Below are 14,829 nucleotides of genomic sequence, written 5' to 3' on the forward strand. Positions count from 1 at the left end.
GCTGTATCCCGTTGCCATGCGGCTTTTCGTGGTGCGGGGCCTCAACCCTGCGCCAGCAACGCCTCGATCTGGCCGAGCCGTTCCTTGCCGAAGAACATTGCGCCCGCGCCCTTCGGCCCGACAAACATCGTCGGAATACCGAACGCCCCGCGCGCCACTACGGCATCGGTGTTGGCGGCAAGACCCTGTTTTACCGCGTCCGTCTGTGCGCGGGCGAGCAGGTCGGCCGCATCGAACCCGGCGGCGGTGATCGCTGCGCCCACGGCTTGCGGCGCGGTCACGTCGATCCCCTCTTCCCAGATCGGACCCAGCAATCCTTCGACGAACTGCACCCCGCGCCCATCCTGATCGGCGGCGTAGAGCATCCGCTGCAAGGTGATCGAATTGAACGGGAACTGCGGGTGGAGGCGGTACTTGCCCAGATCATGCTGGGCGATGAAGCGGTCCATCTCGAGCATGGCGTATTCGTTCTTGCCCTTCACCTCGGCGTCTCGGATCATCGGCGGGGCATTGCCGGTCAGCTTGTGCATTCCGCCCAGAAACACCGGGATCACGTCCAGCTCGGCTTCGTAACGGTTCACCAACTCGCGCAGCGGCCACCAGATCAGGTAGGCATTGGGCGAGACAAAATCGAAGACGAGTTCAATGCGGGTGGCCATTTGTTTTGACTCCTAGATCCCCGCCGCGCTGAGCGCCTGGTCCATATCTTCGGTGAGATCAGCGATGTCTTCCAGCCCCACATTGATGCGCAGCAAGCCTTCGGTCACGCCCATCGCGGCGCGGGCTTCGTCGCCCATGTTGGCGTGGGTGCTGGAGGCGGGGTGGCACATCAAGCTGCGGGCATCACCGATGTTGTTGGAGATATCGACCAGCTTGAGCGCATCCAGAAGCGCGAAGGCGCGTTCGCGGCTGCCTACATCCAGCGCGAAGATCGGCCCCGTCGCATCCATCTGCGCCTTGGCGAGATCGTGGCGCGGATGGCTCGGCAGGCCGGGGTGGCGCAGATGACCGCCCGCCGCTGTGATCCGCGGTTCGAGGAACTCGCCCAGCGCCACCGCCTGTTCAGACTGCTTGAAGGCGCGCAAGGGGAGCGTTTCCAGCCCCTTCAAGACCACCCAGGCATTGAAGGCTGACAGCGTCGGACCGGTGTTGCGCTGGAAGGGCATCAATACCTCGTCAATCCACTGCTGGCTCGCACAGATCGCGCCCGCCAGCACGCGGCCTTGCCCGTCCATCAGCTTGGTCGCGGAATAGGCGACCACATCCGCGCCAAACTCCATCGGGCGCTGCAGCACGGGCGAGGCGAAGGCGTTATCGACAACCGTGGTGATTCCATGCGCACGGGCGAGGCCACAGACATGCGCCAGATCGACAACATCGAGCGTCGGATTGGCCGGGCTTTCGAAAAAGAACACCTTGGTGTTGGGCCGGATCGCGGCTTCCCACTCGGCGTTTTGCGCACTGTCGACCAGCGTAGTGGCGATCCCGAACTTGGGCAGCAGGGTATCGGTCAGCCAGCGGCACGAGCCAAAGGCGGCGCGCGCGGCAACCACGTGATCGCCTGCGGACAGTTGGCACAGCAACGCTGCCGTCATCGCGGCCATTCCGCTTGCCTGCGCCCGGCAGCCTTCCGCCCCCTCCATCAGCGCGATGCGTTCCTCCAGCATCGCGACGGTCGGGTTCTGGAGTCGCGAATAGGTCATGCCGGTGGCGGTGCCGGCAAAGCGATCCGCAACGGTCTGCGCGTCATCGTACGTATAGCCCGAGGTGAGGAACAAAGCCTCACTCGTCTCTCCGTGCTCGGTGCGCCAGGTGCCGCCGCGCAGCGCCTTGGTTGCGGGGCGCCAATTGGCCGTGGCGGCGCGGTCCATGCCTGTGGTTTTCTTCATATCCCGGCCTCTAGGACGGCAACAGTCCGCCCGCAAGCAGGCCTTCGCGGGCAGTGTTCTCATGGCCGACAGCGGAAAGCATCAAGGTGCCTTCGATTGCCGTCATCAGGTAACGCGCGCCGCCCGCAGGGTCCGGATCGTCCTCCGGCATCTGCCGTTCCAACCATTCGATCTGCTGCGTCATCATCTGCCGCGCCGCAGCGCGATAACCCGGCACGCCTCTGGCGGCACCTGCGACAATATCCCACCACAGCACCAGAAACGCCTGCATTGCCGGCTGGCTGCCCACAGCGAGAATCCGTTCGGCACATTCCTGCCGCGTCTTGGCCCGTTCACCGCCCAGTGCCGCATCGAGCGCGCCGGAATAGATCGCGGCGATATGACCGAGCAGCTGCGTGATCAGCGTTTCCTTGTTGCCGAAATGATAGATCAGCATCCGGTCGCTGGTGCCTGCCGCCTTCGCGAGCGGACGCAGACTTGCCCCGCCCAGCCCGTGTTCGAGCACATGCGCGGCGAGTTTGGGCAACAGGGTTTCGCGGGACAATGGCGGTTGCGACATGGGGGCGGCGTTTTCCTCTTGTAGCAGGCGCTACATACCCCTAATGCATTATGTAGCAATCGCTACATCGACGAGGAGATATGCGTATGACCACCTTTGAACTGATCTGGCTTGCGGCGCTGGCTGGCGGCGGCATTGCCCTTCTTACCATTCTGATCGCAAAGCGCGAGGTGGGCAGCACCGCCGCCGCTGCAATCTTGTGTGCCGTGTTCGGAGCGTTCACCGCCGTGCAGATCGGGCAGGAAGGCGTGATCGGCTTCTTCATCAACCACACGCAGGATCTTACCGGCCTGCAGGTGTGGTGGGATCTGCTGATGTGTGCGCTGATCGCGTTGTTCCTGATCGCGCCGCGCGCACGCTACCAAGGCATGAATGTGACGCTGTGGGGCCTGTTTGTCGGCACCACAGCCAGCATCGGCCTGCTGGCGATGTGTGCGCGGCTGTTCTGGCTGGAGCGGCAATCGAACTCCCGCAGGCCATAATCCGCCTTGCTCTGCGCCAAAGCGCTGCTAAGCGCGCCGCCATGGCCGAGGCGCAAGCGTCCCCCCTCCCCGCGTCCCTTCCGCCGCCGCGTCCGCGTGATCCGCTGGCGTGGGTTGCGGCCCTGACCGGAATTTTTGCGCTGCTGACCGGTTGGCGACTGGCGATCCCCTCAATCCCCTATTTCGACGAGGTCCACTACCTTCCCGCCGCGCGCGAAATGCTGGCGCTGGTGACCGAGGGACACGGCGCCTATCTCAACCGCGAGCATCCGCTGCTGGCCAAGACGCTGTTTGCCATCGGCATCGGCGTCTTCGGTGATAATCCGCTGGGCTGGCGGATCATGCCCTGGCTATGCGGCGTTGTGGCCTTCTTTGCCGCTGTGCGCGCAATGTGGCACGCCAGCGCGGACCGCTTTGCGACTCTGGCCTTTGCCGTGCTGCTCGCCACCGGCTTTCATCTGTTCATCCATGCACGAATCGCGATGCTCGATATCGTGATGGTCGCTGCGCTTTCGGTCGCGGCGTGGCAATTCACCGGCGCCTGCGCCCAGCCTGAAACGGGGCGGCGCAGGCTTGCGCTCACCGGCCTTGCAATCGGCGCTGCGCTGGGCGCAAAATGGAATGCGATCCCGTTGGCAATGGTGCCGGGGATCAGCTTCTTCATCGCCCGCGCGCTGGCCGGTCGTCGCCGCTTGTTTCTGTCGCGCCGGGGCGCGCCGGTGCCGGGGATCACGCTGGTTGAGGCGTTCGTGTGGCTCGGGATCGTCCCGCTGGTGGTCTATGCGGCTACGTTCCTGCCTGGTTACTGGCTCTCCGAATATCTCCACCCCTCGCCGCTCGCGGAAAAGGGGCTGATCGGGTTGCATCAGGAGATTTTCGCGCTTCAGAGCCAGTTGATGACCCCACACCGCTACATGAGCACCTGGCCGCAATGGGCGCTGAACCTGCGCGGCATCTGGTATCTGTATGAACCGATCGACGGAGCGCAACGCGGCGTGCTGCTGATCGGAAATCCGCTGACGATGTGGCTGGGGCTGCCCGCGCTGCTGTGGTGCCTTGCCGCAGGCGCATGGCGGCGCGATTGGGCGCGGCTGGGCGTGGTTATCGGCTACGGCGTGAGCCTCGGCCTGTGGCTGATCGCACCCAAGCCCGTGCAGTTCTATTACCACTATTTCGTGCCGAGTTTCTTCCTGCTCGCCGCACTGGCGCTGGCGTGCAGCGACTTGCGACGCCTGCCATGGGGCAAGTGGCTGGCATGGGGCATCCCTGCGGCATCAGTGGCGGTGTTCGCGTTGTTTTTCCCGATCATCGCCGCCCTCCCGCTCAAGAGCGTGGACAGCTACGTGACCTGGGCCTGGATCGCCGGCTGGCGTTAGGCTTTTAAAATCTGCCCCACACAAAGCGGCTCGACAGCGCGTAATTCCAGACCGAACCGACCACGATACCTGCCAGCGCGGCGAGCACCCAGAACAGCCCTCGCCCTTCCAGAAAGGTTGCAATCGCGACATTGGCGAAAGCGCCGATCGCACAGGTCGCAATAAAACCCAGCCAGCCGCGCAGCAGAGCGCCTGCACCCTTCAGGCGTTTGTCGCGGTAGGTCAGCCAGTTGTTGAGCCAGAAATTGAAACTCATCGCCACCAGCACTGCGGCGGTCTGGGCAATGGCGAACCGTTCGCCAAAGACGAACAGCAGCGCCGAAAGCACCGCGAAGTGCACCACCACGCCCAGCGCGCCGACGGTGCCGAACAGGGCGAAACGGGTCGGGATCACTTTGCCCAGCGTCTTGTCATACAGCCCGGCGAGGAAATCGAACAGAATGGCGCGATCCAGCTTGCTTTCTCCTTCGCGTCTCGCAGCGAAATTAAGCGGGAACTCCTGGACCCGCATCGGGGTATGCGCCGTCGCCAGCAGGTCGAGCAGGATCTTGAACCCGATGCCTGAAAGCCGGGGCACCAGTGCGCGCGCCGTCGCAGTGGACAGCATGAAATAGCCGCTCATCGGATCGGTAAGTTCCACCCCGGTAATCCGCCGCGCCAGCGCATTGGCGTATGTGGACAGCCTTTCGCGTTCAGGCGCGGCCCAATCGGCCGTGCTGGCCCCATGCGCAAAGCGGCTGGCGACGCAGATGTCGGCCCCGCCCGATTTCAGAGCGGCAACCATCCCCGGCAGCAAAGCCGGATCGTGCTGGTGGTCGGCGTCCATGACCGCCACATAAGGCGCCGCCGTTGCGCAGAAACCTTCGATTGCAGCGCTGGCCAAGCCCCGCCGGCCAATGCGCTGAATCACCCGCACACGCGGATCGATCAGCGCCAGCGCCCGCGCTTCGTCCGCCGTGCCGTCGCGGCTGTCATCATCAACGATAATAACTTCCCAGCGCACGCCATCGGCCATGGCCCGATCAATCCGTTCGACCAGCGGACCAAGATTGCCGCGTTCGTTGAGCGTAGGCAGGATGATCGCAAGATCGAGCGGCATGGCTGTCAGAGCCGTGCCCGCACCGCTTCGCCGATCGCCGCCGTGCCGTGGCTGCCGCCCAGATCGCCGCCCAGAATGCCGTCTGCCAATGTAGCGGATACAGCGTTCTCGATCCGCGCAGCCTCGGCCTCGCGCCCGAAGGAATGGCGCAGCATCATCGCCGCCGACAGGATCGTCGCCATCGGATTGGCCTTGCCCTGCCCGGCAATATCGGGCGCACTGCCGTGGATCGGCTCATACAGGCCAAAGGTGCCGTGGTCGGTCTCTCGCTCGCCCAGTGAGGCACTGGGTAGCAGGCCGATGGAGCCGACAGCGGCGCTTGCCAGATCGGAAAGAATATCCCCGAACAGATTGCCGGTCAGCACCACGCCGAAGCGTTCAGGGTGGCTCACCACCTGCATCGCGGCGTTATCGACATACATATGGTCAAGCGCGACGCCGGGGTATTCGGCAGCGACTTCCCCCACCACGTCGCGCCACAACTGGCTGGTTTCGAGCACATTGGCCTTGTCGACGCTGGTCAGCGGCAGGCCCGAAGCCGCGGCCGCGCGAAAGGCGACATGGGCGATGCGACGAACCTCGTGTTCGGCATAGGACATCGCGTCCCAGCCCTCGCGTTCGCCGCTATCCGTGATGCGCTGCCCCTTGGCGCCGAAATAGACATCGCCGGTCAGTTCGCGCACGATCAGCATATCGAGGCCAGCGGCAAGATCGGCACGCAGCGGCGACAGGCGCTCAAGACCCGCAAACACCCGCGCCGGGCGCAGGTTGGCGAACAGGCCAAGGTGCTTGCGCAGGCCCAGGATCGCCTGTTCCGGGCGCAGGTGGCGCTCCAGCGTATCGCAAGACGGATCGCCCACCGCGCCGAACAGGATCGCATCGGCTGCGCGAGCCATAATCAATGTCTCATCGGGCAGCGGAACGCCGTGGCGCTTGTAGGCAATGCCGCCAACATCGCCCTCGAACAGCGTCAACCCCGGCAGGTACAGCATTTCCAGCACGGCGACCGCCTCGGCCGTCACCTCGGGGCCGATCCCGTCGCCTGGCAGAACTGCAATTTTCACGCGATAGTCCCCTTAGCCGATGCGCGCCAACCGCTCGGTCAGCAAAAGCCTCGCGCCCATAACATTGCTGTTATGCCCTGCAAGCAGGTAGTGCGACAGCTGGCGACCAAGCGTATCAAGCACAACCAGTTGCGCCGCTAGATCGGGCGCGGGCAGCGGCAGCGCGCCGCCATAACCCAGCTCGCTCAGCACCAGCGTTTCATAGGCGATCAGCCCGCTTACCCACCCGCGGGCAGACGGCGCGGCCGCAATCGCACCCAGGAGGGCATCAAGCGCCTGATAGAGCGCGGGATAGGGCTGGCGTTCAGGCAGGGCGGCGGCAGCAAGGCCACACGACCACTGGATTGCGGCGGCAGGCAATGGCTCGGTCATCAGCGCCGCGCGCGAGTGTTCCAGTTCCAATCGCGCGAATGGCAACTGGCTGCCACCAGAACGCGTGGTAAGTTCCACTGCGATGCGATTGCCGGGCACCATTACCGCGCGCATCTGCCGCCCGCGCCCACCTGCGACATAGGCGGCGACAAGACCGTGCTCAGCCGTCAGCATCCGCGCCAGCGCGCCGGTTTCGCCCTGCTGGCGCGATGCGAGCAGTATGGCTGTGGCGCGCAGGTTCATCGCCTACGCGCCTGCAATCTTACGGGGTGGTGGCTTACGGGGTGGTGGATTTGGCTTCCAGCGCGGCCAGACGCGCTTCGAGCGCATCGGCCTGTTCGCGGGCCTTTTGCGCCATCGCCTTGACCGTTTCGAATTCTTCTCTGGAGACGAAATCGATCCCGCCAAAGGCTTCGCGCATCCGCTCACGCGCGCTTTCGCGGGCTTCGCGGCTCATGCCGGCCATGGTCCCGGCGGCGCTGTTGGCGAGTTTGACGAGGTCGGCGATGATCGGGTTCTGGCTTTGCATGAACGCTATTTGGAGATGCCCCCGGCGCTTGTCCAGTCCGGTCGCGTCACAAATCGACGCGGATTTCCGCGCCGTCAGCACCCTTGTCGCCGCCTTCGGGGTTGGCGGCGATGAACTGGTAATTGAGCGCGCTCGCAAAGCACAGCCACGCCAGATAGGGCAGCAGCAATAAGCCTGCGTTGCGGCGCACGCGCCAGACCAGCGCCAGTGCGATCAGCAGGCTCACAACACCGAAGCCGAGAATCATCAGCGCCGCCGTCATGTCCTGCATCGCGAAAAACACCGCCGTCCAGCTTTGCGTGACGATAAAGTGAACCACAAAGGCGATCAGCGCCAACCCGCGCCCGCGCGCGCCCCACGCGCTTGCCACAAGCGCCAGCGCCAGGCCAATCATCACGAACAAGGCCGTCCACACGATCCCGAATACAGCCGGCGGGGGATAGATGGCAGGCTTCACCAAGCCAGCAAACCAGGGCGTGTTCGGCCCGCCAAGCTGGCCTGCGGCAAAGCCGATCAAGAGAATCAATGGCACCATGAACAGCGCCCAGCGGATGAAGCTCGCTCGCAATTGGGCAGGGGACGCAAGAATGTTCATCGTCTCTCCAGACTTCGGCGCGCAGGCGCTGCGCGATAACAGACCCGCGTCTACCACGACAACCTACGGCCTCAAGCAGCGAAGCGATAGGGCGAAAACACGCCTCAAGCAGCGAAGCGATAGGGCGAAAACACGCCTCAAGCAGCGAGGCGATAGGCAGAAAACACGTTTCAAGTTTTGAGGTTACAGAACGCGCGATCACCCCTCTGCCGAGGCCAAATGACGAATTGTGGTGAAAATCGGGCAGAAATGCTTTGGGGTCTGCCAAACTTGCTGCTATAGCCTGCCTTATGCCTGCCATCATTCAAAAGTGCGTTGGCGGCAGGATCACTTATCAACGCACTTGCACTCATTACCGACCCGCAAGGGTCCACAGGGAAATTGACCATGAAGAAGACCTTTGCACTCGTCGCCGTTCTCGCCCTCGCCACCGCCGCTTGCTCGCAGCCGGCTGACGAAACCGCAACCGCAGCAGATACCACTGCCGTCGCTGAAGAGCCGATGGCTGTCGAAACGCCGATGGCTGAAGATGCCATGGCTGCTGAAACGCCGATGGCCGACGAAGCCATGACCGCCGAAACCCCGGCTGCAACCGAAACTCCGGCCATGTAATCCTTCGGGATTATGGGCTCCGACTTCGCGTCGGATCACGGATAAGAAACAGACCGGCAGCACCTTCGGGTTGCTGCCGGTCTTTTCGTTTAAGAGCTATTTTAGTGGCTCAGCCGCGCCGTGCGCTGATCAGGAATTCAACATTGCCTTGCGGCCCCGTGATCGGACTGGTGGCGATGCCCTGCACCTGCCACCCCAGCCCTTCGATCCAGCCGCGCACATCCTCGCAAACCCGCGTGTGAAGCGCGGGATCGCGCACCACTCCGCCCTTGCCCACCTCCTCACGCCCGACTTCGAATTGCGGCTTGATCAGCGCGACCAGCTGGCACGCTGGCGCCGCCAGCCGCAACGGCACGTCGAGCACTTTGGCGAGGCTGATGAAGCTCGCATCGCACACCACCCAGTTGCACGGGCGGTCGATCAGATCCGGTGTCAGGATGCGCGCACTGGTCTGTTCGAGCACGGTGACGCGCGGGTCTTCGCGCAGGCGCCACGCGAGCTGGTTGGTGCCGCTATCCACAGCGAAGACATGATCGGATCCGTTGGTCAGCAGCACATCGGTAAATCCGCCGGTGGACGATCCGATATCCATCGCAGTCGCGCCCGCCGGATCGAGGCCGAAATGCTGGATCGCATGGGCGAGCTTGATCCCGCCCCGGCTGACCCACGGGTGATCCCGCCCGCGCACGTCGAGCTTTGCGTCTTCGGGTAGCTGGTGGCCGGGCTTGTCGATCTTGGTCTCGCCTACGAACACCAGCCCCGCCATCACCAGCGCCTGGGCGCGGGCACGGCTTTCGGCAAGGCCGCGATCGACCAGCAACTGATCGACACGGCGTTTGAGCGCTTTTGCGGGGCGGGACGGTTGGTCAGGCATGGACAAGTGCAAGCACTAGCGCGCAATATGGAGGGATGAAAGCTGCTCTCCCGCTCATCGCTACATCGCTGATGCTCGCTGCCTGCGTGCCTTCAAGCACTGCACCTGCACCAACTCCGGCGTCCGCCCCCGTTCAGCGCCCAATTGCCGCACGGCCGGCACCCGTACCACAAGCTCCCGCCTTCGATAGCTGGATGGATGCCCCGGCGACGGCGGGCGAATGGCGCTACACCGCGACGGCCGGAGGATCCCGCGCCGATTTCGACGCAGGCAATTTCATCCTGTCCTGCCGGTCAACGACCGCTGGGCCGCAAATCGAATTCCTGCGTCTCGGTGCAGCACCGCAAGGGTCTGCATCCCTTACGATCAGGACGGAGACCGCCACCCGCACCTTCCGCGCACAAGTGAGCAGCCAAATGACTGTCTATGTCTACGGGATCGATCCGCGTGACCCATTGCTGGATGCAATGGCATTGTCGAAGGGGCGTTTCGCGGTCGAGACTGAAGGCTTGCGTACACTTTACCTTCCTACACACGCCGAAGTCAGCCGCGTGATCGAGGATTGTCGGTAAGACCCTTGATCATCATTGCGTGGAGCCAAAGGCGAAGCGGCAATCCATGCTCAGACCTCGCGGCGGCGAAAAGGTCAGGCCCATCAATCGCCATGCCTTCAACTCGCGATGACGAATCTCACCCGATTCTATACATTAATATCCACAGGCCCGTGCACAGGCTTGTCCGCTGCCTGTCCACAACCCGCCGTCGAAACGCAAAACGCCCGAGGCATTGCTCAGGCGTCCGATCTGCGCGCGTCTTGGGAAGGGCAGAAAGTATGACGTGGGAAAAGTTTTTTTCAAGACTTGTCCTGCGCCCTCCCATGATTCACAATGTTTTTCGAGGCCAGCGACGCACGCGGCTCTCGGCCCCCGGTGATGCGGCGGGTCTTGCTCACAAGCTTGAAAGGAGGTGATCCGATGTCTCATGGTTCAGTAGCGAGGTCGGTGAAGATCCCTACGGAGCATACTCGGTAATCGTCTTGCCAAGTAAGGCTTCGTGAGCGGCACTTCCGGCCGCTGACCATGCAAAGGGCAGTTCAACCTGAGGGTGGGACTGCCCTTTTCATTTGTGTGCTCCGCATCGCATCCGCGATGCATAATCCTCGCTGGTGCAACTCAAAGGTCGCGTCGCTGCAGGCGGGCGGTCGCCCTTGCGGGCCTTAGGCCCGGTGATCCCGCCGCAACACTCATCTTGCTCTCGGGCGCGTGCAGGATTAGGCGCGCAGAATGCAGTTCACTCGCCTTCCCCACCCTGCGCCCACGCCCGATGATGTTCGTGAAAGCCGGATCGCCGATCCCGGCTTCGGGACAGTGTTCACCGATCACATGGTGGTGATCGACTATGACGAGGCGCTCGGGGGCTGGCAGACCCCCACGATCGGCCCGCGCGGCCCGATCGCGCTCGACCCGGCGGCAAGTGTGCTGCATTACGCGCAGGAAATCTTCGAAGGCATGAAAGCCTATGCCCAAGCCGATGGCGGCTTGGCACTGTTCCGGCCGCAAGCCAATGCGCAGCGCTTCAATGAAAGTGCCCGGCGCATGGCGATGCCCGCGATCCCGGAAGACCTGTTCATCGCCGCCGTGCGCGAAGCTGTGCGGGCCGATGCCGCCTGGCTTCCGCCCATCGCGGGCGGATCGCTTTATATCCGGCCCTTCATGTTCGCGTCCGAAGCCTTCCTCGGCGTGCGACCGGCGCGGCAATACAAGTTCATCGTCATCCTTTCAGCGGCGGGCAATTACTTCAAGAAGGGCGTCAACCCGGTCAAGATCTGGGTAAGCCAGGACTATGTCCGCGCTGCCCCCGGCGGAACCGGCGCGGCCAAGACCGGCGGCAATTACGCCGCCAGCCTTGTCCCTCAGGCCGAAGCGACAGCACAAGGCTGCGATCAGGTGGTGTTCCTCGATGCAATCGAGCACAAGTGGGTTGAGGAACTGGGCGGCATGAACCTGTTCTTCGTCCGCGCTGACGGAACCGTCATCACCCCGCCGCTGACCGGCACGATCCTGCCCGGCATCACCCGTGACAGTCTGATCGCGATGCTGCGCGAAGAAGGCCTCACCGTGCGTGAAGAACCTTACAGCATCGACCAGTGGCGTGCCGAAGCCGAAGACGGCACGCTGCTGGAAACGATGGCTTGCGGCACGGCGGCAGTGGTCACGCCCGTCGGCACAGTCGCCTCGCCGCAGGGCGAGTTTCACATCGGCGCGGGCGGCATCGGCCAGATCACCGCCCGAATGCGCGAGCGGCTGGTGGGTGTGCAAAACGGCCACATCGCCGACACGCATGGCTGGATGATGCAGGTTTGATCCCTGAACCGATCCGCGTCGCGGCGCTCTACCGGTTTACCGCTTTTGACGATCCTGACGCCTTGCGTGCTCCCTTGCTGGCGGCGTGCGAGGCTGCGGGCGTGAAGGGCACGCTGCTGCTGGCGCGTGAAGGCATCAACGGGACGATTGCGGGCCCGCCGCACGCCTTGGAAGCGGTGCTGGACACGATCCGCGCTCTGCCCGGCTGCGCGGGCCTTGACGTGAAATTGTCCGATGCGCCCGCCATGCCCTTTGGCCGGATCAAGGTGCGGGTGAAGCGCGAGATTGTTACCATGGGTGAGCCGGACATCGACCCTGCGCTGTCGGCAGGCCACTATGTCAACCCGCATGACTGGAACGCGCTGATCGCTGATCCCGGTACGGTGCTGATCGACACCCGCAATGATTTCGAAGTGGCGATTGGCACGTTTGCGGGCGCAGTCGATCCGCACACCACAAGTTTCAGCGATTTTCCTGCCTGGTTCCGCACCCACCGTGAGGAACTGCTCGCCGGAAGAAAGCGTGTCGCCATGTTCTGCACCGGCGGCATCCGGTGCGAGAAATCGACCAGCCTTCTGCGCCGCGAAGGTGTCAATGAGGTCTACCATCTCAAGGGCGGCATTCTGAAATATCTGGAAGACGTGCCTGCACAGCAAAGCCTGTGGCAGGGCGAATGCTTCGTCTTCGACGCGCGCGTCAGTCTGGGCCACGGCCTTGCACAAGGCACCCATACCCGCTGCCGTCCCTGCGGACGCCCCGTGCCCCAAGGCCAGGCCTGCGCGATGTGCGCAGATGAGGCCGTGACACAGGGGTGAGCGCACCGCCGATCTTCTATTCCTTTCGCCGTTGCCCCTATGCGATGCGCGCGCGCATGGCCGTTTGGGTGGCGGGCCTTACGGTCGAACTGCGCGAAGTGAAGCTGACCGCCAAGCCGCCTGCGCTGATCGCCGCCAGCCCCAAGGCGACGGTGCCGGTGCTGGTGACCGGCGATGGGCCAGAGGCAGGCAGCGTGCTCGACCAGAGCCTCGAGATTATGCGCTGGGCGCTAGGGCGCAATGATCCCGAAGGCTGGCTTGCAGGCGATGACACAGCGCTGATTGCGGCCAATGACGGGCCGTTCAAACACCTTCTTGATCGCGCGAAATATCCGAGCCGGTATGAGGCCGATGGCATTGATCACCGCGCCGCTGCCCTGACGCTGCTGTTGCCGCTGGAGGCGCGGCTGACCAAAAGTCTCTATCTGTGTGGCAATACACGCAGTCTGACCGATGCTGCGCTGTTTCCGTTCGTCCGCCAGTTTGCCGCGATTGCGCCCGATTGGTTTGCGCAATTGCCTCTGCCGCGCTTGCAGGGATGGCTGGCGACCCATATTGAAGCGCAAATCTTCGCCGCGATCATGCCCAAGTTCGCGCCATGGACCGCCGGTGACGCGCCGATCCTGTTCGGGCCATGTCGATAAGGAACCTGTGAACCATCATGTTTGATCTGCCCACGCATTGGGAGATCCTGGCACGCGGGATCGGCCTGACCATCGCCGCCTTGTTCTGGATTGTGCTGCTGGTGCGGATCATCGGGCTTCGGTCGTTTTCCAAGATGACCGCGTTCGATTTTGTCGTCACCCTTGCGACCGGCTCGTTGCTCGCCAGCGCCGCGACGGTGACCGATTGGCCGGCGCTTTTCCAGATTGCTGTCGCGATCCTCGTTTTGCTGAGCGTTCAGGCCGGATTGGCGACCTTACGAAAATCCAGCAAGCGGGTGCGCGATCTGCTCGGAAATACGCCGCTCTTGCTGATGCGCGATGGCCAATTCATCGAGGCCGCGATGCAAAGTTCGCGGGTTGCGCGTGAAGACGTTTTGGCGAAACTCAGAGGGGCCAACGTCAGCGATCTGAACGCCGTGCGCGCCGTGGTGCTGGAAAGCACCGGCGACATTTCCGTGATGCACGGACCGCCGATCCAATCCGCACTGCTGGAAGGCGTGCGAGGGCCAGAGCCGGACGCACGCTAACCCCGCGACAAGCCTGCGCGAAACGCATCGACAAGCCAGCTTGCCGCAGGCCCCAGCCGCGTGTCGCGCCGCCACAGGGCGTTGAGGCCATAATGCGCGCCGGGCTTTTCCGGCAGATCCAGCTCTATCAGCGCGCCTGACGCCAGATCACCGGCCACCATCGCGCGCGGCATGTTGCCCCAGCCCAGCCCCTCTTTCAGCAAGGAATGCTTCGCGCCCAGATCGCCCAACCGCCAGGTCAGCGGGGACAGCACCGAAAACTCGCGGCCCTCAGTCAGTGGCGAACGGTCGGTGAGCACTAGTTGCAGGTGCCGGCGGCTTTCCCCCGGCGCGATGCCCGATCGTGCCAGCGGATGAGAGGGGGCCGCGACCGGGATCAGATCGATCGCGCCGATTGCCTGGCGTTCCAGCGCGGGATGATCGCCCAGCACCGGACCGCCGATCGCAAGATCCGCCCCGCCGTCAATCACGCAGGCCGCAACAGCGCCCAGTCCCTCGATCCGCAAGGTGAGCGCGCAGGTCGGAAACATCCGCCGGAACTCACCCAGCACATGAGCGGTCACATCGCCCGGCACCATTACATCGACCACCAGTGTCAGCGCCGCTTCCTGCCCTGCATGAAGCGAACGGGATTTCGCCATCAGCGCGTCTACCCGGTCAGCCACGCTGCGCGCTTCAGCCAGCAGACCTTCCCCGCTGGCGGTCAGCACCGGGCGGCGCGATCCTTCGCGGTCGAACAGCGAAAGGCCTAGCTGCGCTTCAAGCTGGGCGATGCCGTAGGATATGGCCGAAACCGTACGGCCCATCACCTTGGCTGCCCCGCCAAAGCTGCCATGGTCAGCCACCGCGATGAAGGTGCGCAGGTGATCGAGACTGGGTTCGCCGAGTTTCATGCCTGTGATGTTCGGATTATTCGAACATCTTGGCAAGTTTTATCGCAGTTTTCGTGACTCCATCATTAGCCTATCTCCCATCCCAACAGAGCGAGCCCGCCGTTGGGCCACTCCG

The 14,829-nt window shown here is 63.6% G+C and carries 18 protein-coding genes; 8 read left to right on the forward strand and 10 right to left on the reverse strand.

Annotated features, from left to right (window positions below; all coding sequences use genetic code 11):
* Positions 1–41 precede the first annotated feature (41 nt).
* Genes ACRANW_RS12100 through ACRANW_RS12110 form a run of 3 tightly spaced genes read right to left on the reverse strand, consistent with a single transcriptional unit; the run spans position 42 to position 2,448 of the window.
* Positions 42–659, reverse strand: coding sequence for a DsbA family protein (locus ACRANW_RS12100; protein ID WP_479432027.1), 618 nt, complete (start codon positions 657–659; stop codon positions 42–44).
* Between the two features lie 12 nt (positions 660–671).
* Positions 672–1,889, reverse strand: a complete 1,218-nt coding sequence (locus ACRANW_RS12105) for a trans-sulfuration enzyme family protein (protein WP_479432028.1) — start codon at positions 1,887–1,889, stop codon at positions 672–674.
* Between the two features lie 10 nt (positions 1,890–1,899).
* The gene (locus ACRANW_RS12110; protein WP_479432029.1) at positions 1,900–2,448 is read right to left on the reverse strand and encodes a TetR/AcrR family transcriptional regulator; all 549 of its coding nucleotides are present in this window, start codon (positions 2,446–2,448) and stop codon (positions 1,900–1,902) included.
* Positions 2,449–2,534: 86 nt separating this feature from the next.
* On the opposite strand from ACRANW_RS12110, the gene ACRANW_RS12115 reads away from it, so the two are divergent.
* Positions 2,535–2,930: a hypothetical protein gene (locus ACRANW_RS12115; protein ID WP_479432030.1), complete on the forward strand. Its 396-nt coding sequence runs from the start codon at positions 2,535–2,537 to the stop codon at positions 2,928–2,930.
* A 41-nt stretch (positions 2,931–2,971) separates the two neighbouring features.
* On the forward strand, positions 2,972–4,306 hold the full coding sequence (locus ACRANW_RS12120) for a phospholipid carrier-dependent glycosyltransferase (RefSeq protein WP_479432031.1): 1,335 nt from the start codon (positions 2,972–2,974) through the stop codon (positions 4,304–4,306).
* A 4-nt stretch (positions 4,307–4,310) separates the two neighbouring features.
* Here the strand turns inward: ACRANW_RS12120 and ACRANW_RS12125 are convergent, their stop codons facing one another.
* The 5 genes from ACRANW_RS12125 to ACRANW_RS12145 are packed head-to-tail and all read right to left on the reverse strand — an operon-like array spanning position 4,311 to position 7,965.
* Positions 4,311–5,405: a glycosyltransferase gene (locus ACRANW_RS12125; RefSeq protein WP_479432032.1), complete on the reverse strand. Its 1,095-nt coding sequence runs from the start codon at positions 5,403–5,405 to the stop codon at positions 4,311–4,313.
* Between the two features lie 5 nt (positions 5,406–5,410).
* Complete coding sequence (gene leuB, locus ACRANW_RS12130) at positions 5,411–6,469, reverse strand: 3-isopropylmalate dehydrogenase (RefSeq protein ID WP_479432033.1); 1,059 nt, start codon at positions 6,467–6,469, stop codon at positions 5,411–5,413.
* A 12-nt stretch (positions 6,470–6,481) separates the two neighbouring features.
* A complete protein-coding gene (recO, locus tag ACRANW_RS12135) occupies positions 6,482–7,084 on the reverse strand; it encodes a DNA repair protein RecO (RefSeq protein WP_479432034.1) in 603 nt (200 codons plus the stop codon).
* 34 nt (positions 7,085–7,118) lie between these two features.
* Positions 7,119–7,370, reverse strand: coding sequence for an accessory factor UbiK family protein (locus ACRANW_RS12140; RefSeq protein ID WP_479432035.1), 252 nt, complete (start codon positions 7,368–7,370; stop codon positions 7,119–7,121).
* A 46-nt stretch (positions 7,371–7,416) separates the two neighbouring features.
* Positions 7,417–7,965, reverse strand: coding sequence for a TspO/MBR family protein (locus ACRANW_RS12145; protein WP_479432036.1), 549 nt, complete (start codon positions 7,963–7,965; stop codon positions 7,417–7,419).
* Between the two features lie 387 nt (positions 7,966–8,352).
* On the opposite strand from ACRANW_RS12145, the gene ACRANW_RS12150 reads away from it, so the two are divergent.
* Complete coding sequence (locus ACRANW_RS12150; protein ID WP_479432037.1) at positions 8,353–8,577, forward strand: hypothetical protein; 225 nt, start codon at positions 8,353–8,355, stop codon at positions 8,575–8,577.
* A gap of 109 nt (positions 8,578–8,686) precedes the next feature.
* On the opposite strand, the gene ACRANW_RS12155 is transcribed toward ACRANW_RS12150, so the two are convergent.
* Positions 8,687–9,451: a TlyA family RNA methyltransferase gene (locus tag ACRANW_RS12155; RefSeq protein WP_479432038.1), complete on the reverse strand. Its 765-nt coding sequence runs from the start codon at positions 9,449–9,451 to the stop codon at positions 8,687–8,689.
* 35 nt (positions 9,452–9,486) lie between these two features.
* Here ACRANW_RS12155 and ACRANW_RS12160 point away from each other — a divergent pair, with 35 nt between their 5' ends.
* From ACRANW_RS12160 to ACRANW_RS12180, 5 genes are all read left to right on the forward strand, one after another.
* Positions 9,487–10,023, forward strand: coding sequence for a hypothetical protein (locus tag ACRANW_RS12160; RefSeq protein WP_479432039.1), 537 nt, complete (start codon positions 9,487–9,489; stop codon positions 10,021–10,023).
* Between the two features lie 711 nt (positions 10,024–10,734).
* Positions 10,735–11,814, forward strand: a complete 1,080-nt coding sequence (locus tag ACRANW_RS12165) for a branched-chain amino acid aminotransferase (protein ID WP_479432040.1) — start codon at positions 10,735–10,737, stop codon at positions 11,812–11,814.
* Positions 11,814–12,629, forward strand: a complete 816-nt coding sequence (gene trhO / locus ACRANW_RS12170; RefSeq protein WP_479433940.1) for an oxygen-dependent tRNA uridine(34) hydroxylase TrhO — start codon at positions 11,814–11,816, stop codon at positions 12,627–12,629. Before ACRANW_RS12165 ends, trhO begins: the two co-directional genes overlap by 1 nt.
* Entirely contained in the window at positions 12,626–13,273 is a 648-nt protein-coding gene (locus tag ACRANW_RS12175) for a glutathione S-transferase (RefSeq protein ID WP_479432041.1), read from the forward strand. The genes trhO and ACRANW_RS12175 overlap by 4 nt, the downstream gene beginning before the upstream one ends.
* 17 nt (positions 13,274–13,290) lie before the next feature.
* Positions 13,291–13,821 carry a DUF421 domain-containing protein gene (locus ACRANW_RS12180; protein ID WP_479432042.1) on the forward strand — a complete coding sequence of 177 codons (531 nt, stop codon included), beginning with the start codon at positions 13,291–13,293 and terminating at the stop codon, positions 13,819–13,821.
* Here ACRANW_RS12180 and ACRANW_RS12185 read toward each other — a convergent pair.
* Positions 13,818–14,714 (reverse strand): LysR family transcriptional regulator, encoded by an 897-nt coding sequence (locus ACRANW_RS12185; protein WP_479432043.1) that lies wholly within the window; start codon positions 14,712–14,714, stop codon positions 13,818–13,820. The two genes, ACRANW_RS12180 and ACRANW_RS12185, sit on opposite strands and share 4 nt — an antisense overlap.
* Positions 14,715–14,829 lie beyond the last annotated feature (115 nt).

The sequence above is a fragment of the Erythrobacter sp. 'gip.4 top 5' genome, assembly GCF_056495765.1.

Coding starts and splice junctions, on each gene's coding strand:
- ACRANW_RS12100 (WP_479432027.1), bottom strand. CDS start 659: ATGGCCACCCGCATTGAACTCGTCTTCGATTTTGTCTCGCCCAATGCC.
- ACRANW_RS12105 (WP_479432028.1), bottom strand. CDS start 1,889: ATGAAGAAAACCACAGGCATGGACCGCGCCGCCACGGCCAATTGGCGC.
- ACRANW_RS12110 (WP_479432029.1), bottom strand. CDS start 2,448: ATGTCGCAACCGCCATTGTCCCGCGAAACCCTGTTGCCCAAACTCGCC.
- ACRANW_RS12115 (WP_479432030.1), top strand. CDS start 2,535: ATGACCACCTTTGAACTGATCTGGCTTGCGGCGCTGGCTGGCGGCGGC.
- ACRANW_RS12120 (WP_479432031.1), top strand. CDS start 2,972: ATGGCCGAGGCGCAAGCGTCCCCCCTCCCCGCGTCCCTTCCGCCGCCG.
- ACRANW_RS12125 (WP_479432032.1), bottom strand. CDS start 5,405: ATGCCGCTCGATCTTGCGATCATCCTGCCTACGCTCAACGAACGCGGC.
- recO (WP_479432034.1), bottom strand. CDS start 7,084: ATGAACCTGCGCGCCACAGCCATACTGCTCGCATCGCGCCAGCAGGGC.
- ACRANW_RS12140 (WP_479432035.1), bottom strand. CDS start 7,370: ATGCAAAGCCAGAACCCGATCATCGCCGACCTCGTCAAACTCGCCAAC.
- ACRANW_RS12145 (WP_479432036.1), bottom strand. CDS start 7,965: ATGAACATTCTTGCGTCCCCTGCCCAATTGCGAGCGAGCTTCATCCGC.
- ACRANW_RS12150 (WP_479432037.1), top strand. CDS start 8,353: ATGAAGAAGACCTTTGCACTCGTCGCCGTTCTCGCCCTCGCCACCGCC.
- ACRANW_RS12155 (WP_479432038.1), bottom strand. CDS start 9,451: ATGCCTGACCAACCGTCCCGCCCCGCAAAAGCGCTCAAACGCCGTGTC.
- ACRANW_RS12160 (WP_479432039.1), top strand. CDS start 9,487: ATGAAAGCTGCTCTCCCGCTCATCGCTACATCGCTGATGCTCGCTGCC.
- ACRANW_RS12165 (WP_479432040.1), top strand. CDS start 10,735: ATGCAGTTCACTCGCCTTCCCCACCCTGCGCCCACGCCCGATGATGTT.
- ACRANW_RS12180 (WP_479432042.1), top strand. CDS start 13,291: ATGTTTGATCTGCCCACGCATTGGGAGATCCTGGCACGCGGGATCGGC.
- ACRANW_RS12185 (WP_479432043.1), bottom strand. CDS start 14,714: ATGAAACTCGGCGAACCCAGTCTCGATCACCTGCGCACCTTCATCGCG.